The sequence below is a fragment of the Aeromonas sp. S19(2024) genome (assembly GCF_041402625.1).
GTDB classification, from domain to species: Bacteria; Pseudomonadota; Gammaproteobacteria; order Enterobacterales; family Aeromonadaceae; genus Aeromonas; species Aeromonas caviae.
In genome coordinates, this window is the sequence record NZ_JBGLQU010000003.1 from 115451 (window position 1) to 135826 (window position 20376).

Annotated in this window: 17 protein-coding genes; 10 read left to right on the forward strand and 7 right to left on the reverse strand. The window is 60.0% G+C overall.

Annotation, left to right across the window (positions count from 1 at the left end):
- Positions 1 to 34: 34 nt before the first annotated feature.
- Both ACB037_RS07965 and ACB037_RS07970 read right to left on the reverse strand, forming a co-directional pair.
- Complete coding sequence (locus tag ACB037_RS07965; RefSeq protein WP_371175160.1) at positions 35 to 349, reverse strand: DUF4377 domain-containing protein; 315 nt, start codon at positions 347 to 349, stop codon at positions 35 to 37.
- A gap of 93 nt (positions 350 to 442) precedes the next feature.
- Positions 443 to 1729 carry a citrate synthase gene (locus ACB037_RS07970; protein WP_039040080.1) on the reverse strand — a complete coding sequence of 429 codons (1287 nt, stop codon included), beginning with the start codon at positions 1727 to 1729 and terminating at the stop codon, positions 443 to 445.
- A 423-nt stretch (positions 1730 to 2152) separates the two neighbouring features.
- On the opposite strand from ACB037_RS07970, the gene sdhC reads away from it, so the two are divergent.
- The 10 genes from sdhC to ACB037_RS08020 all read left to right on the forward strand — a co-directional run bounded on the left by sdhC (position 2153) and on the right by ACB037_RS08020 (position 13713).
- Positions 2153 to 2542 (forward strand): succinate dehydrogenase cytochrome b556 subunit, encoded by a 390-nt coding sequence (sdhC, locus tag ACB037_RS07975; protein ID WP_029314418.1) that lies wholly within the window; start codon positions 2153 to 2155, stop codon positions 2540 to 2542.
- A complete protein-coding gene (gene sdhD / locus ACB037_RS07980) occupies positions 2536 to 2880 on the forward strand; it encodes a succinate dehydrogenase, hydrophobic membrane anchor protein (RefSeq protein ID WP_010674495.1) in 345 nt (114 codons plus the stop codon). The genes sdhC and sdhD overlap by 7 nt, the downstream gene beginning before the upstream one ends.
- A 1-nt stretch (position 2881) precedes the next feature.
- Positions 2882 to 4648 (forward strand): succinate dehydrogenase flavoprotein subunit, encoded by a 1767-nt coding sequence (gene sdhA / locus ACB037_RS07985; RefSeq protein ID WP_029314421.1) that lies wholly within the window; start codon positions 2882 to 2884, stop codon positions 4646 to 4648.
- A 17-nt stretch (positions 4649 to 4665) separates the two neighbouring features.
- Complete coding sequence (locus tag ACB037_RS07990) at positions 4666 to 5382, forward strand: succinate dehydrogenase iron-sulfur subunit (RefSeq protein ID WP_010674497.1); 717 nt, start codon at positions 4666 to 4668, stop codon at positions 5380 to 5382.
- 114 nt (positions 5383 to 5496) lie between these two features.
- Entirely contained in the window at positions 5497 to 8307 is a 2811-nt protein-coding gene (gene sucA, locus ACB037_RS07995; RefSeq protein ID WP_010674498.1) for a 2-oxoglutarate dehydrogenase E1 component, read from the forward strand.
- Positions 8308 to 8393: 86 nt separating this feature from the next.
- Complete coding sequence (gene odhB, locus ACB037_RS08000; protein WP_042863770.1) at positions 8394 to 9587, forward strand: 2-oxoglutarate dehydrogenase complex dihydrolipoyllysine-residue succinyltransferase; 1194 nt, start codon at positions 8394 to 8396, stop codon at positions 9585 to 9587.
- Between the two features lie 106 nt (positions 9588 to 9693).
- Positions 9694 to 10860 (forward strand): ADP-forming succinate--CoA ligase subunit beta, encoded by a 1167-nt coding sequence (gene sucC, locus ACB037_RS08005; RefSeq protein WP_005300220.1) that lies wholly within the window; start codon positions 9694 to 9696, stop codon positions 10858 to 10860.
- Positions 10860 to 11732, forward strand: a complete 873-nt coding sequence (sucD, locus tag ACB037_RS08010) for a succinate--CoA ligase subunit alpha (protein WP_005300222.1) — start codon at positions 10860 to 10862, stop codon at positions 11730 to 11732. The genes sucC and sucD overlap by 1 nt, the downstream gene beginning before the upstream one ends.
- A 193-nt stretch (positions 11733 to 11925) precedes the next feature.
- Positions 11926 to 12990, forward strand: coding sequence for a hypothetical protein (locus tag ACB037_RS08015; protein ID WP_371175161.1), 1065 nt, complete (start codon positions 11926 to 11928; stop codon positions 12988 to 12990).
- A gap of 255 nt (positions 12991 to 13245) precedes the next feature.
- Positions 13246 to 13713, forward strand: a complete 468-nt coding sequence (locus tag ACB037_RS08020; RefSeq protein ID WP_371175162.1) for a YcgN family cysteine cluster protein — start codon at positions 13246 to 13248, stop codon at positions 13711 to 13713.
- Positions 13714 to 13831: 118 nt separating this feature from the next.
- On the opposite strand, the gene ACB037_RS08025 is transcribed toward ACB037_RS08020, so the two are convergent.
- The 5 genes from ACB037_RS08025 to phnR all read right to left on the reverse strand — a co-directional run bounded on the left by ACB037_RS08025 (position 13832) and on the right by phnR (position 20204).
- Entirely contained in the window at positions 13832 to 15238 is a 1407-nt protein-coding gene (locus ACB037_RS08025) for an FAD-dependent oxidoreductase (protein ID WP_371175163.1), read from the reverse strand.
- An 18-nt stretch (positions 15239 to 15256) separates the two neighbouring features.
- On the reverse strand, positions 15257 to 16993 hold the full coding sequence (locus ACB037_RS08030; RefSeq protein WP_371175164.1) for a putative 2-aminoethylphosphonate ABC transporter permease subunit: 1737 nt from the start codon (positions 16991 to 16993) through the stop codon (positions 15257 to 15259).
- On the reverse strand, positions 16990 to 18084 hold the full coding sequence (locus tag ACB037_RS08035; protein WP_336591797.1) for a putative 2-aminoethylphosphonate ABC transporter ATP-binding protein: 1095 nt from the start codon (positions 18082 to 18084) through the stop codon (positions 16990 to 16992). Before ACB037_RS08035 ends, ACB037_RS08030 begins: the two co-directional genes overlap by 4 nt.
- Positions 18085 to 18356: 272 nt before the next feature.
- A complete protein-coding gene (locus ACB037_RS08040) occupies positions 18357 to 19376 on the reverse strand; it encodes a putative 2-aminoethylphosphonate ABC transporter substrate-binding protein (RefSeq protein WP_371175165.1) in 1020 nt (339 codons plus the stop codon).
- 120 nt (positions 19377 to 19496) lie between these two features.
- On the reverse strand, positions 19497 to 20204 hold the full coding sequence (gene phnR / locus ACB037_RS08045) for a phosphonate utilization transcriptional regulator PhnR (RefSeq protein ID WP_029303195.1): 708 nt from the start codon (positions 20202 to 20204) through the stop codon (positions 19497 to 19499).
- Between the last annotated feature and the right edge of the window lie 172 nt (positions 20205 to 20376).

Below are 20376 nucleotides of genomic sequence, written 5' to 3' on the forward strand. Positions count from 1 at the left end.
CACAAACGAAACCGGGTCACCTGTCAGCGACTCGTCAGCGAACCGGCTCCTTGCTCACGATCTTGACCAGCTGGTAGCGCAGGGAAGAAGCATCGGCCGGCACATCGGCAAGTTGCTCCTTGCTCACTTCCAGCTGGTAGCGGTAGCCCGGCTCGAAGGTGAAGCCTTCGATCTGCTGATAGAAGAGGCTCCAGCTCTCGCCTGGCTGACTGCGCACCTGCATGCACTTCATGGGGGCGACACCGACGCAGTCTGCCAGCTTGTCCTGGATATAGAGGGTTTCGGTGCTCGGGGCGCTCTGGCAGGCGCTGAGCAGGAGGGCAGAGCTGAGGAGCAGGGGAGATTTCATGATGAGTGTCCTTGGCGTAAAAGGGCGCGATTAAACCTGCAAAAGAAAAGGCGGTCAATGACCGCCTTTGTAACAAACCATGACAGATCGGGCTCAGCGCTGGTCGAGGGGCACGAACTCTCGCAGGGGCTGACCGGTGTAGAGCTGACGGGGACGGCCGATCTTCTGATCCGGGTCCGAGTGCATCTCGTTCCAGTGGGCAATCCAGCCGATGGTACGGGAGATGGCGAAGATCACGGTGAACATGGACATGGGGATGCCGATGGCCTTCATGATGATGCCGGAGTAGAAGTCCACGTTCGGGTAGAGCTTCTTCTCGATGAAGTAGGGGTCGGACAGCGCGATGCGTTCCAGCTCCATGGCCACGTCCAGCAGCGGATCCTTGATCTGCAGCTCGGTCAGTACCTCGTGGCAGGTTTCGCGCATCACGGTGGCACGGGGATCGTGGTTCTTGTAAACCCGGTGACCGAAGCCCATCAGACGGAACGGATCATTCTTGTCCTTGGCCTTGGCGATGTACTCGGGAATGCGATCCACGGAGCCAATCTCTTCGAGCATCTTGAGGCAGGCTTCGTTGGCACCACCGTGGGCCGGGCCCCACAGGGAGGCGATCCCCGCAGCGATACAGGCAAACGGGTTGGCACCGGAAGAACCGGCCAGACGCACGGTGGAGGTGGAGGCGTTTTGCTCATGATCCGCATGCAGGGTGAAGATGCGGTCCATGGCGCGCTCGACGATGGGGTTGACCTTGTACTCTTCGGTCGGCACGCCAAACATCATGTGCAGGAAGTTGCCTGCATAGGAGAGGGCGTTGCGCGGCTGCATGAAGGGCTGGCCGATGGAGTACTTGTAACACATGGCGGCCAGGGTCGGCATCTTGGAGAGCAGACGGAAGGCACAGATCTCGCGATGCTCCTCGTTGTTGATGTCGAGGGCGTCGTGATAGAAGGCGGACAGCGCGCTGACCACGCCGCACATGACGGCCATGGGGTGGGCGTCGCGGCGGAAGCCGCGGAAGAAGAAGGCGATCTGCTCGTGCACCATGGTGTGGCGGGTGACCAGACGTTCAAATTCCGCATATTGGGTCTTGGTGGGGGCCTCGCCGTACAGCAGGATGTAGCAGACTTCGAGGTAGCTGGCCTGGGTGGCCAACTGGGCGATGGGGTAACCGCGGTGCAGCAAGACACCCTGGTCGCCATCGATGTAGGTGATGGAAGATTTGCAAGAACCGGTGGCCATGAAGCCGGGGTCGAAGGTGAAATATCCTTGCGTGCCCAGCTTTCTGACATCGATCACATCGGGTCCAACGGTACCGGAGAGGATCGGCAGTTCAACCGGCTCTTTTCCGGGCAGATGTAGGGTGGCTATCTTATCAGCCATAGCACGTCTCCTTTGCTCTTTTATAATTTGGTTCCAGCCCTACTTTATTACGACTGTTATGACGCTGGCAAAGGTTCTTACCCGTACCACGGCGGCTGGAGCGCCTTATTTGAACCAGAGAACCATGTCTTTGTCAATTTTGCTGGATGATCATTAATGACTTGTTAAAGCTGTTGTGAGATCTGGTTTACGGTTTTGGATTTTCTGTGTAGCTATTTGATTGTCATTGGTTAAGGCCGCCGATATACTGCGCCACGTGGGTGATGGTCGTCGGTGTTTGAAACGCTTTCGCAAAGCCAGATGTGATATCGAAAATGTTATTTTTGGCTTTCCTGAGTTGTTTTGGTAACAAAAACCTAACAAATGCCAATCCTCGCCCTCAAAGCGTGTGAAAACAATAACTAACGTGCTCAATGGAGCTGAGTGGGCAAAGCCGTGAAAAACAAACAGAGACCTGTAAACCTCGACCTACAGACGATCAGCTTTCCTGTCACCGCCATCGCTTCCATCTTGCATCGTGTCTCAGGGGTCATCACCTTTGTGGCATTGGCCATCTTGCTGTGGATGCTTGGTACTTCACTCGCCTCTCCCGAAGGATTTGAATCGGTCGTTGCCATCATGGACAACTTCCTGGTCAAGTTCGTGCTGTGGGGGATCCTGACCGCGCTGGCTTACCACATCGTGGGCGGTCTGCGGCACCTGGTCATGGACATGGGCTATTGGGAAGAGCTGGAATCCGGTAATCAGAGTGCCCGTGTGGCCTTCGTGATCACCGCGGTTTTGGCGGTATTGGCGGGGGTACTGGTATGGTAACCAATTCTGCAACTTTCGGGCGCAGCGGTGTTCATGATTACATCCTGATCCGCGCCACCGCCCTCATCATGACGTGCTACGTCCTCTATCTGGTTGGCTTTGTCGCGTTCAACGACATCACCTACGAGGTGTGGACCGGCTTCTTCTCTAACACCTTCACCAAGGTCTTCACCCTGCTGACGCTCGTATGCGTCTTGATCCACGCCTGGATCGGTCTGTGGCAGGTGCTGACCGACTATATCAAGCCGGTCGGACTGCGCGGTGCGCTGCAGTTTGTGCTGGTGGTGGTGCTGTTTGTCTATGTGATGACTGGTTTCGTCGTGCTGTGGGGTGTGTAAGGTGACTATTCCAACTCGTGAATTTGATGCGGTCGTGATCGGTGCCGGTGGCGCCGGCATGCGCGCCGCGCTGCAGATTGCCCAGTCCGGCAAGAGCTGCGCCCTGTTATCCAAGGTTTTCCCGACCCGTTCCCACACGGTCTCCGCCCAGGGCGGGATCACGGTCGCCCTGGGCAATGCCCACGACGACAACTGGCAGTGGCACATGTATGACACCGTCAAGGGCTCCGATTATATCGGTGATCAGGAAGCCATCGAATACATGTGCAAGACCGGCCCCGAGGCCATCTATGAGCTGGAGAACATGGGCTTGCCTTTCTCCCGCTTTGACAACGGTACCGTCTACCAGCGTCCGTTCGGCGGTCAGTCCAAGAACTTCGGCGGCGAGCAGGCTGCCCGCACTGCGGCGGCAGCCGACCGTACCGGTCACGCCCTGCTGCACACCCTGTATCAACAAAACGTCAAGAACAAGACCACCGTCTTCTCCGAGTGGTATGCCCTGGATCTGGTGAAGAACCAGGATGGCCATATCGTCGGCTGTACCGCCATCGACATGGAGAGTGGCGAGGTCGTCTACTTCAAGGCCAAGGCCACCGTGCTCGCCACCGGCGGCGCCGGTCGCATCTACCAGTCCACCACCAACGCCCACATCAACACCGGTGACGGCGTCGGCATGGCGCTGCGTGCCGGGGTCGGCGTGCAGGACATGGAGTTCTGGCAGTTCCACCCCACCGGTATTGCCGGGGCAGGGGTACTGGTGACCGAGGGTTGCCGTGGTGAAGGCGGCTACCTGCTGAACAAGGACGGCGAGCGCTTCATGGAGCGTTATGCGCCAAATGCCAAGGACCTGGCCGGTCGCGACGTGGTGGCCCGCTCCATCATGATCGAGATCCGCGAAGGCCGTGGCTGTGACGGTCCCTGGGGCCCGCACATCAAGCTCAAGCTGGATCACCTCGGCAAAGAGGTGCTGGAATCCCGCCTGCCGGGCATCTGCGAGCTCTCTCGCACCTTCGCCCACGTGGATCCGGTCAAAGAGCCCATCCCCATCATCCCGACCTGCCACTACATGATGGGCGGCGTGCCGACCAGCGTGAACGGCCAGTGCCTGACCCAGGACAAGGATGGCAACGACGTGCCGGTGGTCGGTCTGTTCGCGGTGGGCGAGATCGCCTGCGTCTCCGTGCACGGTGCCAACCGTCTGGGCGGCAACTCCCTGCTGGATCTGGTGGTGTTCGGTCGTGCTGCCGGCATGCACCTGGTGGAGACCCTTGGCTCGATGGAGCACGGCGTGGAAGCCACCGACGCCGATATCGCCAAGGCGCTGGAGCGCTTCAACCGCTGGGAAAACAACCGTGACGGGGAAGACCCGGCCCAGATCCGCAAGGATCTGCAGCGCTGCATGCAGAACAACTTCTCCGTGTTCCGGGAAGGGGATGCCATGGCAGAAGGGCTGGCCGAGCTGAAACTCATCCGCGAGCGTCTCAAGAACGCCCGTCTGGACGACACCTCCAAGGAGTTCAATACCCAGCGCATCGAGTGCCTGGAGCTGGACAACCTGATGGAGACCGCCTATGCCACCGCGGTGGCGGCGAACTTCCGTACCGAGAGTCGTGGCGCCCACAGCCGCTTCGACTTCCCGGAGCGTGACGATGAGAGCTGGCTGTGCCACAGCCTCTATCATCCGGACACCGAGTCCATGACCCGTCGCGCTGTCAACATGTCACCCAAGACCCGTGAGGCGTTCCCGCCCAAGGTCCGGACTTACTGATTGCGGAGCCAAGCACAATGAACGTCACATTCTCTGTCTACAGATACAATCCGGACGTTGATAACGTCCCGTATATGAAGGATTATCGTCTTGATATTCCTGAAGGTTCCGACATGATGGTGCTTGACGCACTGATCCAGCTCAAGGAGCTGGATCCCACGCTCGCCTTCCGCCGCTCCTGCCGCGAAGGGGTCTGTGGATCTGACGGTCTCAACATGAATGGCAAGAACGGTCTGGCCTGCATCACGCCGCTCTCCGATCTCTTGAAGAAGGGCAGCAAGGTCGTCATTCGGCCCTTGCCCGGTCTGCCGGTGATCCGGGATCTGGTGATCGACATGACCCAGTTCTACACCCAGTGGGAGAAGGTCAAACCCTTCCTCATCAACGACGAAAAACTGCCGCCCGTGCGTGAGCACCTGCAATCCCCCGAAGAGCGCGCCAAGCTGGATGGCCTGTACGAGTGCATACTCTGTGCCTGCTGCTCCACCTCTTGCCCCTCCTTCTGGTGGAACCCGGACAAGTTCATCGGTCCGGCCGGCCTGCTCGCCGCCTATCGCTGGCTGGCGGACAGCCGCGACACTGCGGCCAGTGAGCGACTGGGCAACCTGGATGACGCCTTCAGCGTGTTCCGCTGCCACGGCATCATGAACTGCGTGAACGTCTGTCCCAAGGGCTTGAACCCGACCAAGGCCATCGGTCAGATCAAGTCGATGTTGCTCAACCGAGCCGTGTAGTATCGGGGCCAGGGCGCCTTGCGCCGGGCCCGACCTCTGGATAGCCATCCCGCCCCGGGATGGCTATGACCCTACAAGCTGCAGTGCAGCGAACAAGATGTACAAGGGATAGAAATGCATAACGGCGTGATGAAGGCCTGGTTGGAGTCATCTCACCTGGCTGGTGCGAATGCAAGCTACATTGAGGATTTGTACGAATCCTTCCTGGAAAACCCCGACTCCGTTGCCGACGAATGGCGCAGCCTGTTCCAGTCGCTGCCCCAGGTCAACGGACATGCAGTAGAACAACCCCACTCCCAGGTTCGCGACTATTTCCGCCGCCTGGCCAAGGACTCCTCCCGTTACAGCGCTCCCGTCTCCGATCCCCAGGTGGATGCCAAACAGGTTCGCGTACTGCAACTGATCAACGCCTTCCGTTTCCGCGGTCACCAGAACGCCAACCTGGACCCCCTGGGTCTGTGGCAGCGCGAGCCGGTCGCCGAGCTGGACCCGGCCTTCCACAATCTGCAAGGTGCAGACATGGAGGCCACCTTCAATGTGGGCTCCTACGCCATCGGTCGCGAGACCATGGTGCTCTCCGATCTGTATGCCTCGCTCAAGAAGACCTATTGCGGCAGCATCGGCGCCGACTACATGCACCTCACCTCCACCGAGGAGAAGCGCTGGCTGCAAGACAGGCTGGAATCCATCGAAGGGAAGGGCAACTATACCCTCGAAGAGAAGACCCGCTTCCTCGAGAGCCTGACCGCCGCCGAAGGGCTGGAAAAATACCTGGGTGCCAAGTTCCCGGGGGCCAAGCGTTTCTCCCTGGAAGGGGGCGATGCCATGGTGCCCATGCTCAAAGAGCTTATTCGCCGCGCCGGTGAGCAGGGTTGCAAGGAAGCCGTCATCGGCATGGCCCACCGCGGTCGCCTCAACGTGCTCATCAACGTGCTGGGCAAGCGCGCCCAGGACCTGTTCGACGAGTTCGCCGGCAAGCACGGCGAATCCTGGGGAACAGGGGACGTGAAGTACCACATGGGCTTCTCCTCCGACTTCGCCACCCCGGGCGGCAACGTCCACCTGGCGCTCGCCTTCAACCCGTCGCACCTCGAGATCGTCAACCCCGTGGTCATCGGCTCCGTGCGTGCCCGTATGGACCGTCGCGGTGACAAGGACGGCTCCAGCGTCCTGCCCATCACCATCCACGGTGACTCCGCCATCGCGGGGCAGGGGGTCGTTGCCGAGACCTTCAACATGTCCCAGACCCGAGCCTATGGCGTGGGCGGCACGGTGCGCATCGTCATCAACAACCAGGTGGGCTTCACCACCTCCTATATCCGTGACCTGCGCTCCACCGAATATTGCACCGACATCGCCAAGGCGGTGCAGGCCCCTGTGCTGCACGTCAACGGGGATGACCCGGAAGCCGTGGTGCTGGTGACCCAGATCGCCCTGGATTACCGCAACACCTTCAAGCGCGATGTGGTGATCGAGCTGGTCTGCTACCGTCGTCACGGCCACAACGAGGCTGACGAGCCGAGCGCGACCCAGCCCCTGATGTACCAGAAGATCAAGCAGCACCCGACCCCGCGCAAGATCTACGCCGATCAGCTGATCGCCGAAGGAGCCATCGCGCCGGAGCTGGCCACCACGCTAGTCAACGACTATCGCGATACCCTGGATCGGGGCGAGCGGGTGAGCAAGGAATGGCGCCCCATGGAGCTGCACTCCGTGGACTGGACCCCTTATCTGGGTCACGACTGGGCCATGGCCTATGACAGCACTGTGCCCATGGATCATCTGAAGGCCCTGGGCGAGCGTATCAGCCAGTACCCGGCGACCCATGTGCTGCAACGCCAGGTCGAGAAGATCTACGAAGACCGTCGCCTGATGGCCGCCGGTGAGAAGCTGGTGGACTGGGGCTTTGCCGAGACCCTGGCCTACGCCACCCTGGTGGACAAGGGATCCCGCATTCGCTTTACCGGGGAAGACTCCGGCCGCGGTACCTTCTTCCATCGCCACGCCGTGCTGCACAGCCAGACCGATGCCAGCACCTACACCCCGCTGTGCAACCTGCACGACGAGCAGGGCCCGTTCGAGGTGTACGACTCCGTGCTGACCGAGAACGCGGTACTGGCGTTTGAATATGGCTACGCCAGCGCGGAGCCGGCCGGTCTCACCATCTGGGAAGCCCAGTTCGGTGACTTCGCCAACTGCGCCCAGGTGGTGGTGGACCAGTTCCTCTCCTCCGGCGAGCAGAAGTGGGGCCGGATGTGCGGCCTGACCATGCTGCTGCCCCACGGTTACGAGGGCCAGGGCCCGGAGCACTCCTCTGCCCGTCTGGAGCGTTACCTGCAGATGTGCGCCCAGCACAACATGCAGGTGTGCGTGCCCTCCACCCCGGCGCAGGTGTTCCACATGCTGCGTCGCCAGGTGGTGCGCCCCATGCGCCGTCCGCTCATCGTGATGACGCCCAAATCCCTGCTGCGCCACCCGCTGGCGGTGAGCAAGCTCGAAGAGCTGGCAGAGGGCACCTTCCAGAACGCCATCGGCGAAATCGATGCGCTGGATCCCAAAGGCGTCAAGCGCGTGGTCTTCTGCTCCGGCAAGGTTTACTACGACCTGCTCGATGCCCGTCGCAAGGCCGAGCAGCAGGACGTGGCCCTGGTACGGATCGAGCAGCTCTACCCCTTCCCGGAAGAGGAAGTGCGCGCCATCCTGGCCGATTACAGCCATGTCACCGACTTCGTCTGGTGTCAGGAAGAGCCGCAGAACCAGGGCGCCTGGTACAGCACCCGTCATCACTACGACAGCGTGCTGCCAAGCCATGCCCGTCTGCGTTATGCCGGTCGCCCGGCCTCGGCCTCACCGGCCGTCGGTTACATGTCCGTCCACGCCAAGCAGCAAAAAGCCCTGGTGGAAGACGCCCTTACCCTGGAATAACGAGTTGTGGATGAGAGGGCCCGTGTCGGGACCCTCTCTGACCTGGAACAAGCCTGCTGGCCAAGAAGTAACAAGGAACTGATTACATGACTATCGAGATCAAGGTACCGGACCTGCCGGAATCAGTGGCGGATGCCACCATCGCGACCTGGCACAAGAAACCGGGTGATCTGGTTGCCCGTGACGAAGTGCTGGTTGACATCGAAACCGATAAAGTCGTGCTGGAAGTGCCCGCGCCGGAAGCCGGCGTACTGGGCGACATCCTGCAGAGCGAAGGGGCGACCGTGCTCTCCCGCCAGCTGATCGCCATGCTCAAGCCGGCCCCCGTTGCCGGTGAAGCGACCAGCGAGAAGCCGGTGGAAGCCGTGGCCGACGACGCTGCCGATGGCCTTAGCCCTTCCGTGCGCCGCATGGTGGCCGAGCACGACATCGACGTCGCCAAGCTGACCGGCACCGGCAAGGGGGGCCGTGTCACCAAGGAAGACGTGGAAGCCTTCATCAAGAATCTGGGCAAGGCTCCCGTGGCTGCGCCGACTGCTGCCGCTCCCGTGGCTGCCGCACCGGTCGCGCCGCTGGCCGGTCGCACCGAGAAGCGCGTGCCCATGACCCGTCTGCGCAAGCGCATCGCCGAGCGTCTGCTGGAGGCCAAGAACACCACCGCCATGCTGACCACTTTCAACGAGATCAACATGGCGCCCATCATGAAGCTGCGCAAGCAGTACGGCGAGATCTTCGAGAAGAAGCACGGCATCAAGCTCGGCTTCATGTCCTTCTATGTGAAGGCCGTGGTCGAATCCCTCAAGCGCTACCCGGAAGTGAACGCGGCGCTGGACGGTGACGATATCGTCTACCACAACTACTTCGACGTCAGCATCGCCGTCTCCACCCCCCGTGGTCTGGTGACCCCGGTGCTGCGCGACTGCGACAACATGAGCCTGGCGGACATCGAGAAGGCCATCAAGGATCTGGCGGGCAAGGGCCGTGACGGCAAGCTGACCGTGGATGAACTGACTGGCGGCAACTTCACCATCACCAACGGTGGCGTGTTCGGCTCCCTGATGTCCACCCCCATCATCAACCCGCCTCAGAGCGCCATTCTGGGTATGCACAAGATCCAGGACCGCCCCATGGCCGTCGACGGCAAGGTCGAGATCCTGCCGATGATGTACCTGGCACTCTCCTACGATCACCGCATCATCGACGGCCGCGAGTCCGTGGGCTTCCTGGTCTCCATCAAGGAGCTGCTGGAAGACCCGACCCGTCTGCTGCTGGATGTCTGAGCAAGCGTGACTGAAAGATAACGAGGGGCCGCCCAGGCCCCCATTCACAGGGGATTGAGAAACACGAGCCCCGGACGGAAATACCTACAACACGGATAGAGCATCTATGAATCTGCATGAATATCAGGCAAAACAGCTGTTTGCCGAGTATGGCCTGCCGGTCTCCGAAGGTTATGCCTGTGCCACCCCGCAGGAAGCGGCCGAAGCGGCCGACAAGATTGGCGGCAACACCTGGGTCGTCAAGTGCCAGGTCCACGCCGGTGGCCGCGGCAAGGCGGGCGGCGTCAAGCTGGCCAAGAGCAAGGACGAGATCCGCGCCTTCGCCCAGAACTGGCTCGGCAAGAACCTGGTGACCTATCAGACTGACGCCAACGGTCAGCCGGTTACCAAGATCCTGGTGGAGTCCTGCACCGACATCGCCAAGGAACTGTACCTGGGCGCCGTGGTCGACCGTGGCAGCCGCCGCGTGGTCTTCATGGCTTCCACCGAAGGTGGCGTGGAGATTGAGAAAGTCGCCCACGAAACCCCGGAACTCATTCACAAGGCTGCCATCGATCCCCTGGTAGGCCCGCAGCCCTACCAGGCCCGCGAGCTGGCCTTCAAGCTGGGTCTGGTCGGCGATCAGATCAAGCAGTTCACCAAGATCTTCATGGGCCTGGGCCAGATGTTCCTGGACTGCGATTTCGCCCTGCTGGAGATCAACCCCCTGGTCATCACCGACAAGGGCAACCTGCACTGCCTGGACGGCAAGATCAACATCGACGCCAACGCCCTGTATCGCCAGCCCAAACTGCGCGAGATGCACGACCCGTCCCAGGATGACCCCCGCGAAGCGCACGCCGCCCAGTGGGAGCTGAACTATGTGGCCCTCGATGGCAACATCGGCTGCATGGTCAACGGCGCGGGCCTGGCCATGGGTACCATGGACATCGTCAACCTGCACGGCGGTTCCCCGGCCAACTTCCTGGACGTCGGCGGCGGCGCCACCAAGGAGCGCGTGACCGAGGCCTTCAAGATCATCCTCTCCGACAGCAAGGTACAAGCCGTGCTGGTCAACATCTTCGGTGGCATCGTGCGCTGCGACATGATCGCGGAAGGCATCATCGGTGCCGTGAAGGAAGTGGGGGTGAAAGTGCCCGTGGTGGTGCGTCTGGAAGGCAACAATGCCGAACTGGGTGCCCGTAAACTGGCCGACAGCGGCCTCAATATCATCGCCGCAACGAGTCTGACTGACGCAGCTCAGCAAGTGGTAAAAGCAGCGGAGGCCAAATAATGAGCGTTCTGATCAACAAAGACACCAAGGTGATCTGCCAGGGCTTTACCGGCGGTCAGGGTACCTTCCACTCCGAACAGGCCATTGCCTACGGTACCCAGATGGTCGGCGGCGTGTCCCCGGGCAAGGGCGGCACCACTCACCTGGGCCTGCCGGTGTTCAACACCGTCCGTGACGCCGTGGAAGCCACCGGCGCCACTGCCTCCGTCATCTATGTCCCGGCCCCGTTCTGCAAGGACGCCATCCTGGAAGCCATCGATGCCGGTATCAAGCTCATCGTCACCATCACCGAAGGCATCCCGACCCTGGACATGCTGGACGTCAAGGTGAAGCTGCAGGAAACCGGCGTGCGCATGATCGGCCCCAACTGCCCGGGTGTCATCACCCCGGGTGAGTGCAAGATTGGCATCATGCCGGGCCACATCCACAAGCCGGGCAAGGTGGGCATCGTCTCCCGCTCCGGCACCCTGACCTACGAAGCGGTCAAGCAGACCACGGACGAGGGCTTCGGCCAGTCCACCTGCGTCGGTATCGGTGGCGACCCCATTCCGGGTTCCAACTTCATCGACATTCTGGAGATGTTCCAGAACGACCCGCAGACCGAAGCCATCGTGATGATCGGCGAGATCGGCGGCAACGCCGAGGAAGACGCGGCGGCCTACATCAAGGCTCACGTCACCAAGCCGGTGGTCTCCTACATCGCGGGCGTCACCGCCCCGGCTGGCAAGCGCATGGGTCATGCGGGCGCCATCATCGCCGGTGGTAAAGGCACCGCGGCCGAGAAATTTGCCGCACTGGAAGATGCCGGCGTGAAAACCGTGCGCTCCTTGGCCGATATCGGCAAGGCCCTGCGTGAAGTGACCGGCTGGTAAGTTCTTTAGCCTGTTATCTCTAATTGAAAATGCCGACCTGATGGTCGGCATTTTTTATGGATAGAATATGATTATTGGCACGCTTCAAATAGTTATTCTATCTACAGCTAGATCTTGAATAGAACCCTGCGTAGGATAGAGGATGGCTAAATGACAATTTATTTTTCATATTTCGTGGGTAGCGATATTTATGATGGAATTATTTGATACAAACCAGAGTAAAGCTGTACTTGCTAAATTTAGGCAAAAAATTGATGGCTTAGTTCCTTCTGATGACTTCGATAAACAGCGGAATAGTCTTATCCGCCTAATTGTTAATGCTATGGAAAAAAGACCTAATGAATGGAATACGTTCTGCCAGATAAATATAAAGTGGATCGGCGATCAATTCATTAATAGGCTTGCTGATGAAAAAGATCTAACGAAAGATCGATTGGATGATATTTGCTCGATGTGTTTTAGATTCCTTTTCGAGTTGTATCTCTCAACCAAAAATGACCTGGCAATGGAGTTCGAAGCCGCAAGGCGCTTCGTCTTTGACAATGTAAACTTATTTGAAGTTACAGCCAAGGAACAGATTGAGTTTGCGATCCGTGACATGCCTATTAGTATTTTCAAGGAGATTGCAAACAGTGAGGGAATTGAAAGTTTAAAAAATTTCGATGCTGTTTCAGAAAAAGCTAAAAATCTTAAAGAAGAATGGGATAGAAACTTAAGTGAGAGGGAGAGTAGAGTAAAAAATATAGAGGCGTCTCTATCTAAGTACGAGAATGCGTTTAACTTTGTTGGTTTATATCAAGGCTTTGATGATTTAGCAAATGAAAAGAAAAATGAGCGAGACGGGATTCTATTTTGGCTTAAATTGTTGTCTGTGATAATTATCTTACCGATAGTTGCTGAATTTGTACTCATATATAAGAATATCGATAACATATCTACCATTAGAGATGGTTTATTGGTATCTATTTTTCCAACGCTTTCTTTAGTTGCGATCTCTATTTATTATTTTAGAGTTCTTCTTTTTAATTACAAGTCTGTTAAATCACAATTATTGCAAATAGACCTTAGGAAAACATTATGCAGGTTCATTCAAAGTTATTCTGGGTATGCTAGCGAGATAAAAAGCCAAGATGCCGATGCTTTAGATAAATTTGAACGAATCATATTCTCTGGAATAGTGACCGAGGATGGAAGCCTGCCGTCTACGTTTGATGGAGTTGAACAAATAGGAAACTTCATAAAGTCGATTAAGTCCTAGGCTGTAGGAAATCTGGGAATCCACCTTTTTGACTGGAGTGTAACCGTGTATTTGGTTTGATCTCGTATGTTGGGCTTCGCAGGCTCAGCCACAACCTACAGGCGTTGTAGGTTGGCGCTTCGCGTAGCGAAGCCCAACGTTTAACCACAATTTCTGACCTTTCCGATTCTCTGGCATCGCCCCACTTACCTTGAAAAATCGGACCATAAGGCGTATAACCACGCGCTTGTCAGCGTATTGAGTGAGCCCATTGCCATGCAGCAAAAAGTGCCGCAGTTAAACGAAGTGCAGAACGCCCCCTTTTGGCAGGTGAAGAGTCTGCAAGAGATGACCATGACGGAGTGGGAGTCCCTGTGCGACGGCTGCGGCAAGTGCTGCCTGAACAAGCTCATTGACGAGGACACCGAGGAGTTGGTGTTCACCAATGTCGCCTGCAACCTGCTCAATACCAAGACCTGCCAGTGCTCCGATTACGGCAACCGCTTTAAAAAAGAGCCGGACTGCCTGCAGATCACCCACGACAAGATTGCCGAGTTCAACTGGCTGCCCTCCACCTGCGCCTATCGCCTGCTGGCGGAGGGGCAGACCCTGCCCGAATGGCATCCGCTGATCACCGGCAGTCGCTCCGCCATGCATCAGGCGGGTCAGTCGGTGCGCGGCAAGGTGATCCATGAGGTACATGCCGGCGATTGGGCCGACCATATCATCACCTGGGCCAGCTAACGCCAGGGCTGTCTTTCGGGCCAGCCGAGAGCCGTACCAACTGCGAAGGGGCAGGGGAGTCATCACTCTCCTGCCCCTTCGGTTTTTTGGTGCTTTCCGAAGCGCTGGACGAAGGCGCCTATTTGTCTGCCTTGCCCGCCGCATCCGCCAGCCGGGCCAGCTGTTTGTCATACCAGGCCACCGCGTGGCCTTCATCTTCCGCCTTCTCTTTGCGCCGGATGGCACCCCGCACCGCCATGGCCCCCAGCCAGCGGAATGGCTCTGGCGGGAAGTAGCCGCGCGGGCCGCTTACCAAGGCGCAGTCACGCCACGGTTTGTCCTCCTCCCGCACCTCGTCTCTCACCAAGGCCGCCAGGATCTGGCCGCCCATCCAGCTTTGCGCCACCCCGTTGCCCGAATAGCCGAGGCCATAGACAACGTTGGGCTGCCCTCGCCAGTGGCCGAAGAAGGGGAGGCCATCCACCGAGCGATCGGAGGCGCCGCACCAGCTGGCAGCGATGGGCACCTCCTTGAGGGCCGGAAAGAAGCGGCGCAGGGTGCGGGTGAGGGGGGCAAGATAGCGGCTCGGCGCATCGAACAGGGCCAGATGGCGGTTGGCAAAGGCGAAGGTGTTGCCCCCCTTGCCCAGCATCAGCCGTCCTTGCGGAGTGGATCGGTAGTAGTGCACGAAGGTGCGGCCATCCACCACGGTGCGACCGTGCGCGAGCTGCTGGGCGGCAAGCGCCTGTGGTGCCGGGTCGGTGATCACCATGTCGGAGGAGACCAGCACTATGCTGCGGCGAAACTCGCGAAAGTGCGCCGTCATGGCGCTGTTGAGGGCCAGCACCACCTTGCGGGCACGCACCTCACCCTGCGGCGTCTGCACCCGCGCCGGCTGGCCCGCCTCAAGGCGCTGCATGGGGGAGAGTTCATAGACTTCGACCCCCAGTTCCCGCGCCACCCGCAGCAGGCCGCGCACCAGCAGTGCCGGTTGCACCGAGCCCGCGTGGGGGCTGTAGAGCCCCTCCAGATGGACGTGGGAGCCGCTCTGGCTCGCCAGTTCAACCTCTGCAATCGCCTGCCACTGGTTAAGGTCGGCTCGCTGTAGCTCCCGCAATACCGGCTCCATCAGGCCACGCTGGGCCTCGCTGGTGGCGGTGTAGCAGGTGCCCTCGACCCTCAACTCTGCCTCTATGTTGTGTGTTTCGCAGAAGCGGGCGATCTCGTGCACCGCCTGCTCGGATCTTTGTACCAGCCAGGCGGCCTGCTCTTCGCCAAAGAGGCGCTTTAACGTCAAATACTTGGCCGACCAGGTGAGCAGGCAGCCGCCGTTGCGCCCGGAGGCGCCGCTGCCGCAGCGATCTTTTTCCAGCACCATGATGCGCAAGTGTGGCTCGGCCTGTTTAAGGGCGATGGCGCTCCACAGCCCGGTAAAGCCGCCACCGACGATGCAGACATCGGCCTCGTGGTGGCCGACCAGGGGGATGGGGGGCGCGGGCTGTTCGGCGGCGAGTGCCTCGGCCAACCAGAAGGGGAGAGTGGACATGATGACTCCTCGATAAGGTTATTGGTGGCGCCAGCGCTGGGTGCGATCCAGCAGGGCGCGGCTCAAAAAGAGCTGGAGCAACTTGACGGTGGCGGCGGCCAGCAGGATCAGGGTGGCCATGGCGGCGGCCGCGGCGGTATCGCCGGAATCTTCCATATTGAGTACGGCGATGGAGGCGAGCACGCTGTCGCTCGAGTAGAGGAAGATCACCGCCGAGGTGGTGGTCATGGCGTTGACGAACAGATAGATAAAGATCTCCAAGAGCGCTGGCAGGGAGGCGGGCAGGGTGACTCGCCAGAACGCCTTCCAGAGCGGAATGCGCAATGAGATGGCCACCAGCTCCAGCTCCTTGGGCAGTTGTTTCAGGCTGGTCAGCGCCGTCATATGGCCCACCGTGTAGTAGTGGATGACGCAGGAGAGCACCATCAGCGGCAGAGTGCCATAGAGGCTGCCAAAGAGTGGATTGCCGTTGAAAAAGAAGATGTAACCCAGCCCCAGCACCATGCCGGGCACCGCCAGCGACAGCATGGCGAGCAGATGCAGCAACTGGCGCAGCCATGCAAAGTGGCGCCCCTTCTCCTGTGCCCAGGCCAGCACCATCACCAGTACGGTGCCGATCAGCGCGGTATAGAGGCCCAGCTGCAAGGTGTTGGTAAAGGGCTGCCAGCCGTAGACGCTGTTGCTGTCAAAGGCGTAGTGATCCAGCGTCAGAGCGAGGTTGTAGGGCCAGAACTGCACCAGGGAGCCGTAAACGGCCATCCCCACCAGCGCCAGAAACAGCAGGGCCCAGAGAGTGCACCAGCCGAGCGCCAGCAGATCCCGCAGCCGATGGGGTTTGGGCTGATAGGGCACCGCCTTGGTGCTGCTCTGCTCCTGCATCTTGCTGCGCACCCTGTGCTCCAGCGCAAAGCTCATGAGCGCCGGCAGCAGCAGGGTGACGCTGGCAACGGCGCCCAGCGAGAAGTTCTGCATCCCGATCACCTGCCGGTATATATCGGTGGCCAGCACGCTGTACTGGCCGCCAATCACCTTGGCCACCCCGAAGTCGCAGATGGTGAGGGTGAAGACGGCGATGGCGGCGCTGAGCAGGCCATAACGGGCGGTGGGCAGGGTGACGGTGACAAAGGTGCGCCAGCCGCTGCTGCCGAGCACCCGGGAGGCTTCATAGAGGCGGGCGTCGCTCTGACCGAGCGCAGTGATCAGGATCATCAGGGCGTGGGGGAAGCACCAGAAGCCAAGGCCAATGACGATACCGATGGGGCCATAGATGCTCTCGCCGCCGAGCAGCCCCTTGGCAACTCCCTGATTGCCAAACCAGTAGACCAGACTGATGGCGGGCAACAGGGAGGGCATCAGGAGCGGGATCAAACCGATGAGGCGAAACAGGGGCTTGCCCGGCATGCAGGTGCGGGTGAGGGCGTAGGCGTAGCCGAAGGCGATGGTCACCACCAGCGCGGTGATCAGCACCCCGAGCCAGAGGGTGTTGCCAATGGTGCGCCCCAGATGAGGGGAGTCGAAGTAGGCGCTGAAGTTGGCAAGCCCCACCCAGAGGCCGTTCTCATCCTGCAGACTCTTTTGCAGCATGGTGAGCAGCGGCAGCAAGAGGCCCCCCACCAGCAGGGCGATACCGAGCGCAAGCAGGAGCAGTTGCAGCAGCTGATCCCGGCTCCAGCCACGGCAGAGTCGCTGCCATCGAGAGTCTTGCCGGGCTGTCGCGGGCGGCAACAGGGAGGAGGTCGCAAGGGGGGCAGTCATAGACACTCTCCTTCAAACAGCTGCATCGCCCCAGCGGGCCAGTGCAGCGAGCAGCGCATGCCGCTGCGCCAGCCCCCCTGTTCGTGGCGGGGCAGCTCATGGGTCGGGCGCTCCACTAGGATCTGCTGCGGGCCCAGATAGGTGTCGGCGGTGCAGATAAGGCGCTGGGCGGCGCCGAGAAACTCCACCTGATCGATGGTTGCTTCAACACCATGATGGCCAAGATACGGTTCGCTCGGCGCACTCAGGGTGATCGCCTCGGGGCGGATCGCCACCTGCAATTTGCTGCCGGCGGCGGCCCGGTTGGTGAGTTGCAGCGGCTGCTCGTTGAGGCGCACCTGATTGGGGCCGAGCACCAGGGCATCGAGGAAGTTCATGGTGCCGACAAAGCTTGCCACGAAACGGCTGGCAGGCTGGTGGTAGATCGCCTGCGGGGTGCCCACCTGCACGATGCGGCCGCCCTCCATCACCACGATGCGATCGGCCATGGTCAGCGCCTCTTCCTGATCGTGGGTCACCATGATGGTGGTAATGCCAAGGCGCTGCTGCAGGGCGCGGATCTCGCTGCGAAGGTGGGTGCGAACCAGCGCATCCAGCGCGCTGAGCGGTTCGTCCAGCAGCAACAGGCCGGGGGAGAGGGCCAGTGCCCGGGCCAGCGCCACCCGCTGCTGCTGGCCGCCGGAGATCTGGCTCGGGTATTTGTGGGATTGGGCAGTGAGATCCACCAACCCCAGCCAGTGATCGACCCGCTCCTTGATGAGATCCCGTGCCAGCCCCTGATTCTCAAGGCCGAAGGCGATGTTCTGGGCCACCGTCAGGTTGGGGAAGAGGGCGTAGGATTGAAACACGATGCCAAAGTCGCGCTGCTGGGGCGGCAGGCGGGAGATATTGCGCCCCCCTTGCCAGATCTCGCCGCTGTCCGGCAGATCCAGCCCGGCGATGGCTCTGAGCAAGGTGGTTTTACCGCAGCCGGAGGGGCCGAGAAAGCAGATAAACTCCCCCGGCTCAATGGTCAAAGAGATCCCCTTGAGGGCCTGAAAAGCACCGAACTGCTTGTTGAGATGTTGAATGTCCAGATAGGGCTGGGTCATGGTTCGACTCGCTACTGATTTGGTATATACCAGTTTGCGAGTGAAGTGTGACGGTCAGGTGATCGGGGGATGACAGCTTGATGACAGTCAAGTGACATCGGGTCGCCAGCAAGTAGTTGGGCCCTGTGTGGATGGGCGAAGCGTCGCTAATTGAAGGCAATACACACTCGGGAAGTGAAAACCAAAAAGCGAAGGCCAACAACTGTTGGCCTTCGACTGGCAGTTTATTGGTGGCTGTGTGTGGGGCGTGAACAAACCGCCGCCCTTCACGCTTACTGCTTGGCTTCGGTCTTGCCGTCGAAGCTGGCACTCCACTGGGCCAGGATGGCGTTACGCTCGCGGGCTGCCCAGCTAAAGTCGTTGTCGATCATCTGGCCTTTGATATCAGCCGGATAGCCCGCTCTCGGTTGGGCTACATCGGGGATGGCGACCACGGCGAACGACTTGTTGTAGAGGGCGTTGGCCTGTTCGGTGGCGGCAAAGTCGAGCAGCTGTTTGGCGGCTTCCAGCTTGGGGGTGCCCTTGATGATGGCGGCGGCTTCCATATCCCAGCCCGACCCCTCTTTCGGGAACACCACCTCAATGGGGGCCCCCTTGGCCTTGAGGCTGGTGGCCGGGAAGTCGAAGGAGATGCCGATCACCGTCTCGCCGCTGGCGGCCAGCTTGCAGGGGGCGGAGCCCGAGTGGGTGTAACGGTCGATATTCTGGTGCAGGCCGTTCATGAATTGCCAGCCCTGCTTCTCACCCATGGTCTGCAGCCAACCAGCGACGTTCAGGTAACCGGTGCCGGAGGAGCTGGGGTTGGGCATGATCACCTTGCCCTTGTAGATGGGCTTGGTGAGGTCGGCCCAGCTGGTGGGCGCCGGGATCCCCTGCTTTTCCGCCTCTACCTTGTTGAAGCAGATGGCGCTGAAGAAGGCGTCCAGACCGATCCAGTGCGGCTCGGCCTTGCTGTCGCGAAAGCGGCTGTCGAGCTTGTCCAGCCCTTTCGGTGCATAGGCATTGAGCATCTGCTGCTGATCGAGCTGCATCAGGCTGGTCGCCGCCAGTCCCCATACCACATCCGCTTTGGGCTGGGTTTTTTCTGCCAGCAAGCGGGCGGTGACCACGCCGGTGGAGTCACGCACCCACTTGATGTTGATATCCGTATGCTGGCGCTCGAACGCGGTTTTCAGCTCGTTGAGCTGCTCCGGTTCGAAGGCGGTGTAGACGGTGAGGTCGGTCGCGGCCAGTGCCGGGGCGGTCATGGCAGCCAGTACGGCGGCGGCCAGCAGATGGGTTCCCTGTTTCATCCTCTTCTCCAGTTAAATTGGTTTGGTATAAACCAGATTGGTCGAGAGAGAGGCTAGGGGATCTTTATGACGTGACCGTGACAGCCCCGTGACGTTTTGCCGTCCCTGATTTGTCCGTGACTAATCCTGGGTATCCACCTCGATCTCCAGACTGTCGTGGCGCCAGTACTCCAGATCGAAATCGAGCACCCGGCCGTGCTGATCGAAGTTGAGTCGCTCGAGGCGCAGGGCGGGCAGACCGGCGGTGGCCCCGAGCGCCTTGGCCACTTCGTCCGGCAGGGCGGTGGGGAAGAAGCGCACCTGCATGCGGGCGTAGTGGAGATCGTAATGGGCCTGGTAGATCTCGGTCAGACTGCCGTTGAGATCCAGCTCCAGCAGGCCGGGCACCCGCTCTGGCAGGCAGTGGTTCTCGCAGTAGCAGATGGCGCGCCCGTTGGCGTAGCGCAGTCGCTTGAGCAAAAAGAGGCTGTCAAACGGCTTGAGTTGCAACTGCGCCATCAACGCGGGCGGCACCGCCTGGCGGCTTTTTTCCAGCAGCTCGGTGCGCGGCTCGCCCCCTTGCTCCCGCACTATCTGGTGAAAGTTGGAGGTGCGTCTGGGGTTGAGACTGAAACGCGGCGGGGTGACGAACCAGCCGCGGCGATCCTCCCGATAGATAAGGCCGTTCGCCTCCAACTGCACCAGCGCCTCGCGGATGGTAACCCTTGTGGTGCCATAGAGTTCCCCCAGCAGCCGCTCGGAGGGGAGCTTGTCGTTGGGGGCCAGGCCCCCCGCCAGGATCTGGTTGGCGAGGGCATCCTTGATCTGCAGGTATTGGGGTTTGCTCATGAAAATCCCTGTTTGTTCAATGAGTTGGGTAATTGGTTGGGCACAGGGCAGGTCATCTGCCCGGTCGTTACACGGCAACATCAACATGCGTTGGTAGATACCAGAATCACCCCTGCTGTTCAGGCTTCCTAGATTATCGCGATCCCGGCGCTGAAAATGAATTTTTTGTTGC

What these genes read in the sequence shown, in the direction of transcription:
- ACB037_RS07965 (WP_371175160.1), bottom strand. Translation starts at nt 349, where the DNA reads ATGAAATCTCCCCTGCTCCTCAGCTCTGCCCTCCTGCTCAGCGCCTGC.
- ACB037_RS07970 (WP_039040080.1), bottom strand. Translation starts at nt 1,729, where the DNA reads ATGGCTGATAAGATAGCCACCCTACATCTGCCCGGAAAAGAGCCGGTT.
- sdhD (WP_010674495.1), top strand. Translation starts at nt 2,536, where the DNA reads ATGGTAACCAATTCTGCAACTTTCGGGCGCAGCGGTGTTCATGATTAC.
- ACB037_RS07990 (WP_010674497.1), top strand. Translation starts at nt 4,666, where the DNA reads ATGAACGTCACATTCTCTGTCTACAGATACAATCCGGACGTTGATAAC.
- sucA (WP_010674498.1), top strand. Translation starts at nt 5,497, where the DNA reads ATGCATAACGGCGTGATGAAGGCCTGGTTGGAGTCATCTCACCTGGCT.
- odhB (WP_042863770.1), top strand. Translation starts at nt 8,394, where the DNA reads ATGACTATCGAGATCAAGGTACCGGACCTGCCGGAATCAGTGGCGGAT.
- sucC (WP_005300220.1), top strand. Translation starts at nt 9,694, where the DNA reads ATGAATCTGCATGAATATCAGGCAAAACAGCTGTTTGCCGAGTATGGC.
- sucD (WP_005300222.1), top strand. Translation starts at nt 10,860, where the DNA reads ATGAGCGTTCTGATCAACAAAGACACCAAGGTGATCTGCCAGGGCTTT.
- ACB037_RS08015 (WP_371175161.1), top strand. Translation starts at nt 11,926, where the DNA reads ATGGAATTATTTGATACAAACCAGAGTAAAGCTGTACTTGCTAAATTT.
- ACB037_RS08020 (WP_371175162.1), top strand. Translation starts at nt 13,246, where the DNA reads ATGCAGCAAAAAGTGCCGCAGTTAAACGAAGTGCAGAACGCCCCCTTT.
- ACB037_RS08025 (WP_371175163.1), bottom strand. Translation starts at nt 15,238, where the DNA reads ATGTCCACTCTCCCCTTCTGGTTGGCCGAGGCACTCGCCGCCGAACAG.
- ACB037_RS08030 (WP_371175164.1), bottom strand. Translation starts at nt 16,993, where the DNA reads ATGACTGCCCCCCTTGCGACCTCCTCCCTGTTGCCGCCCGCGACAGCC.
- ACB037_RS08035 (WP_336591797.1), bottom strand. Translation starts at nt 18,084, where the DNA reads ATGACCCAGCCCTATCTGGACATTCAACATCTCAACAAGCAGTTCGGT.
- ACB037_RS08040 (WP_371175165.1), bottom strand. Translation starts at nt 19,376, where the DNA reads ATGAAACAGGGAACCCATCTGCTGGCCGCCGCCGTACTGGCTGCCATG.
- phnR (WP_029303195.1), bottom strand. Translation starts at nt 20,204, where the DNA reads ATGAGCAAACCCCAATACCTGCAGATCAAGGATGCCCTCGCCAACCAG.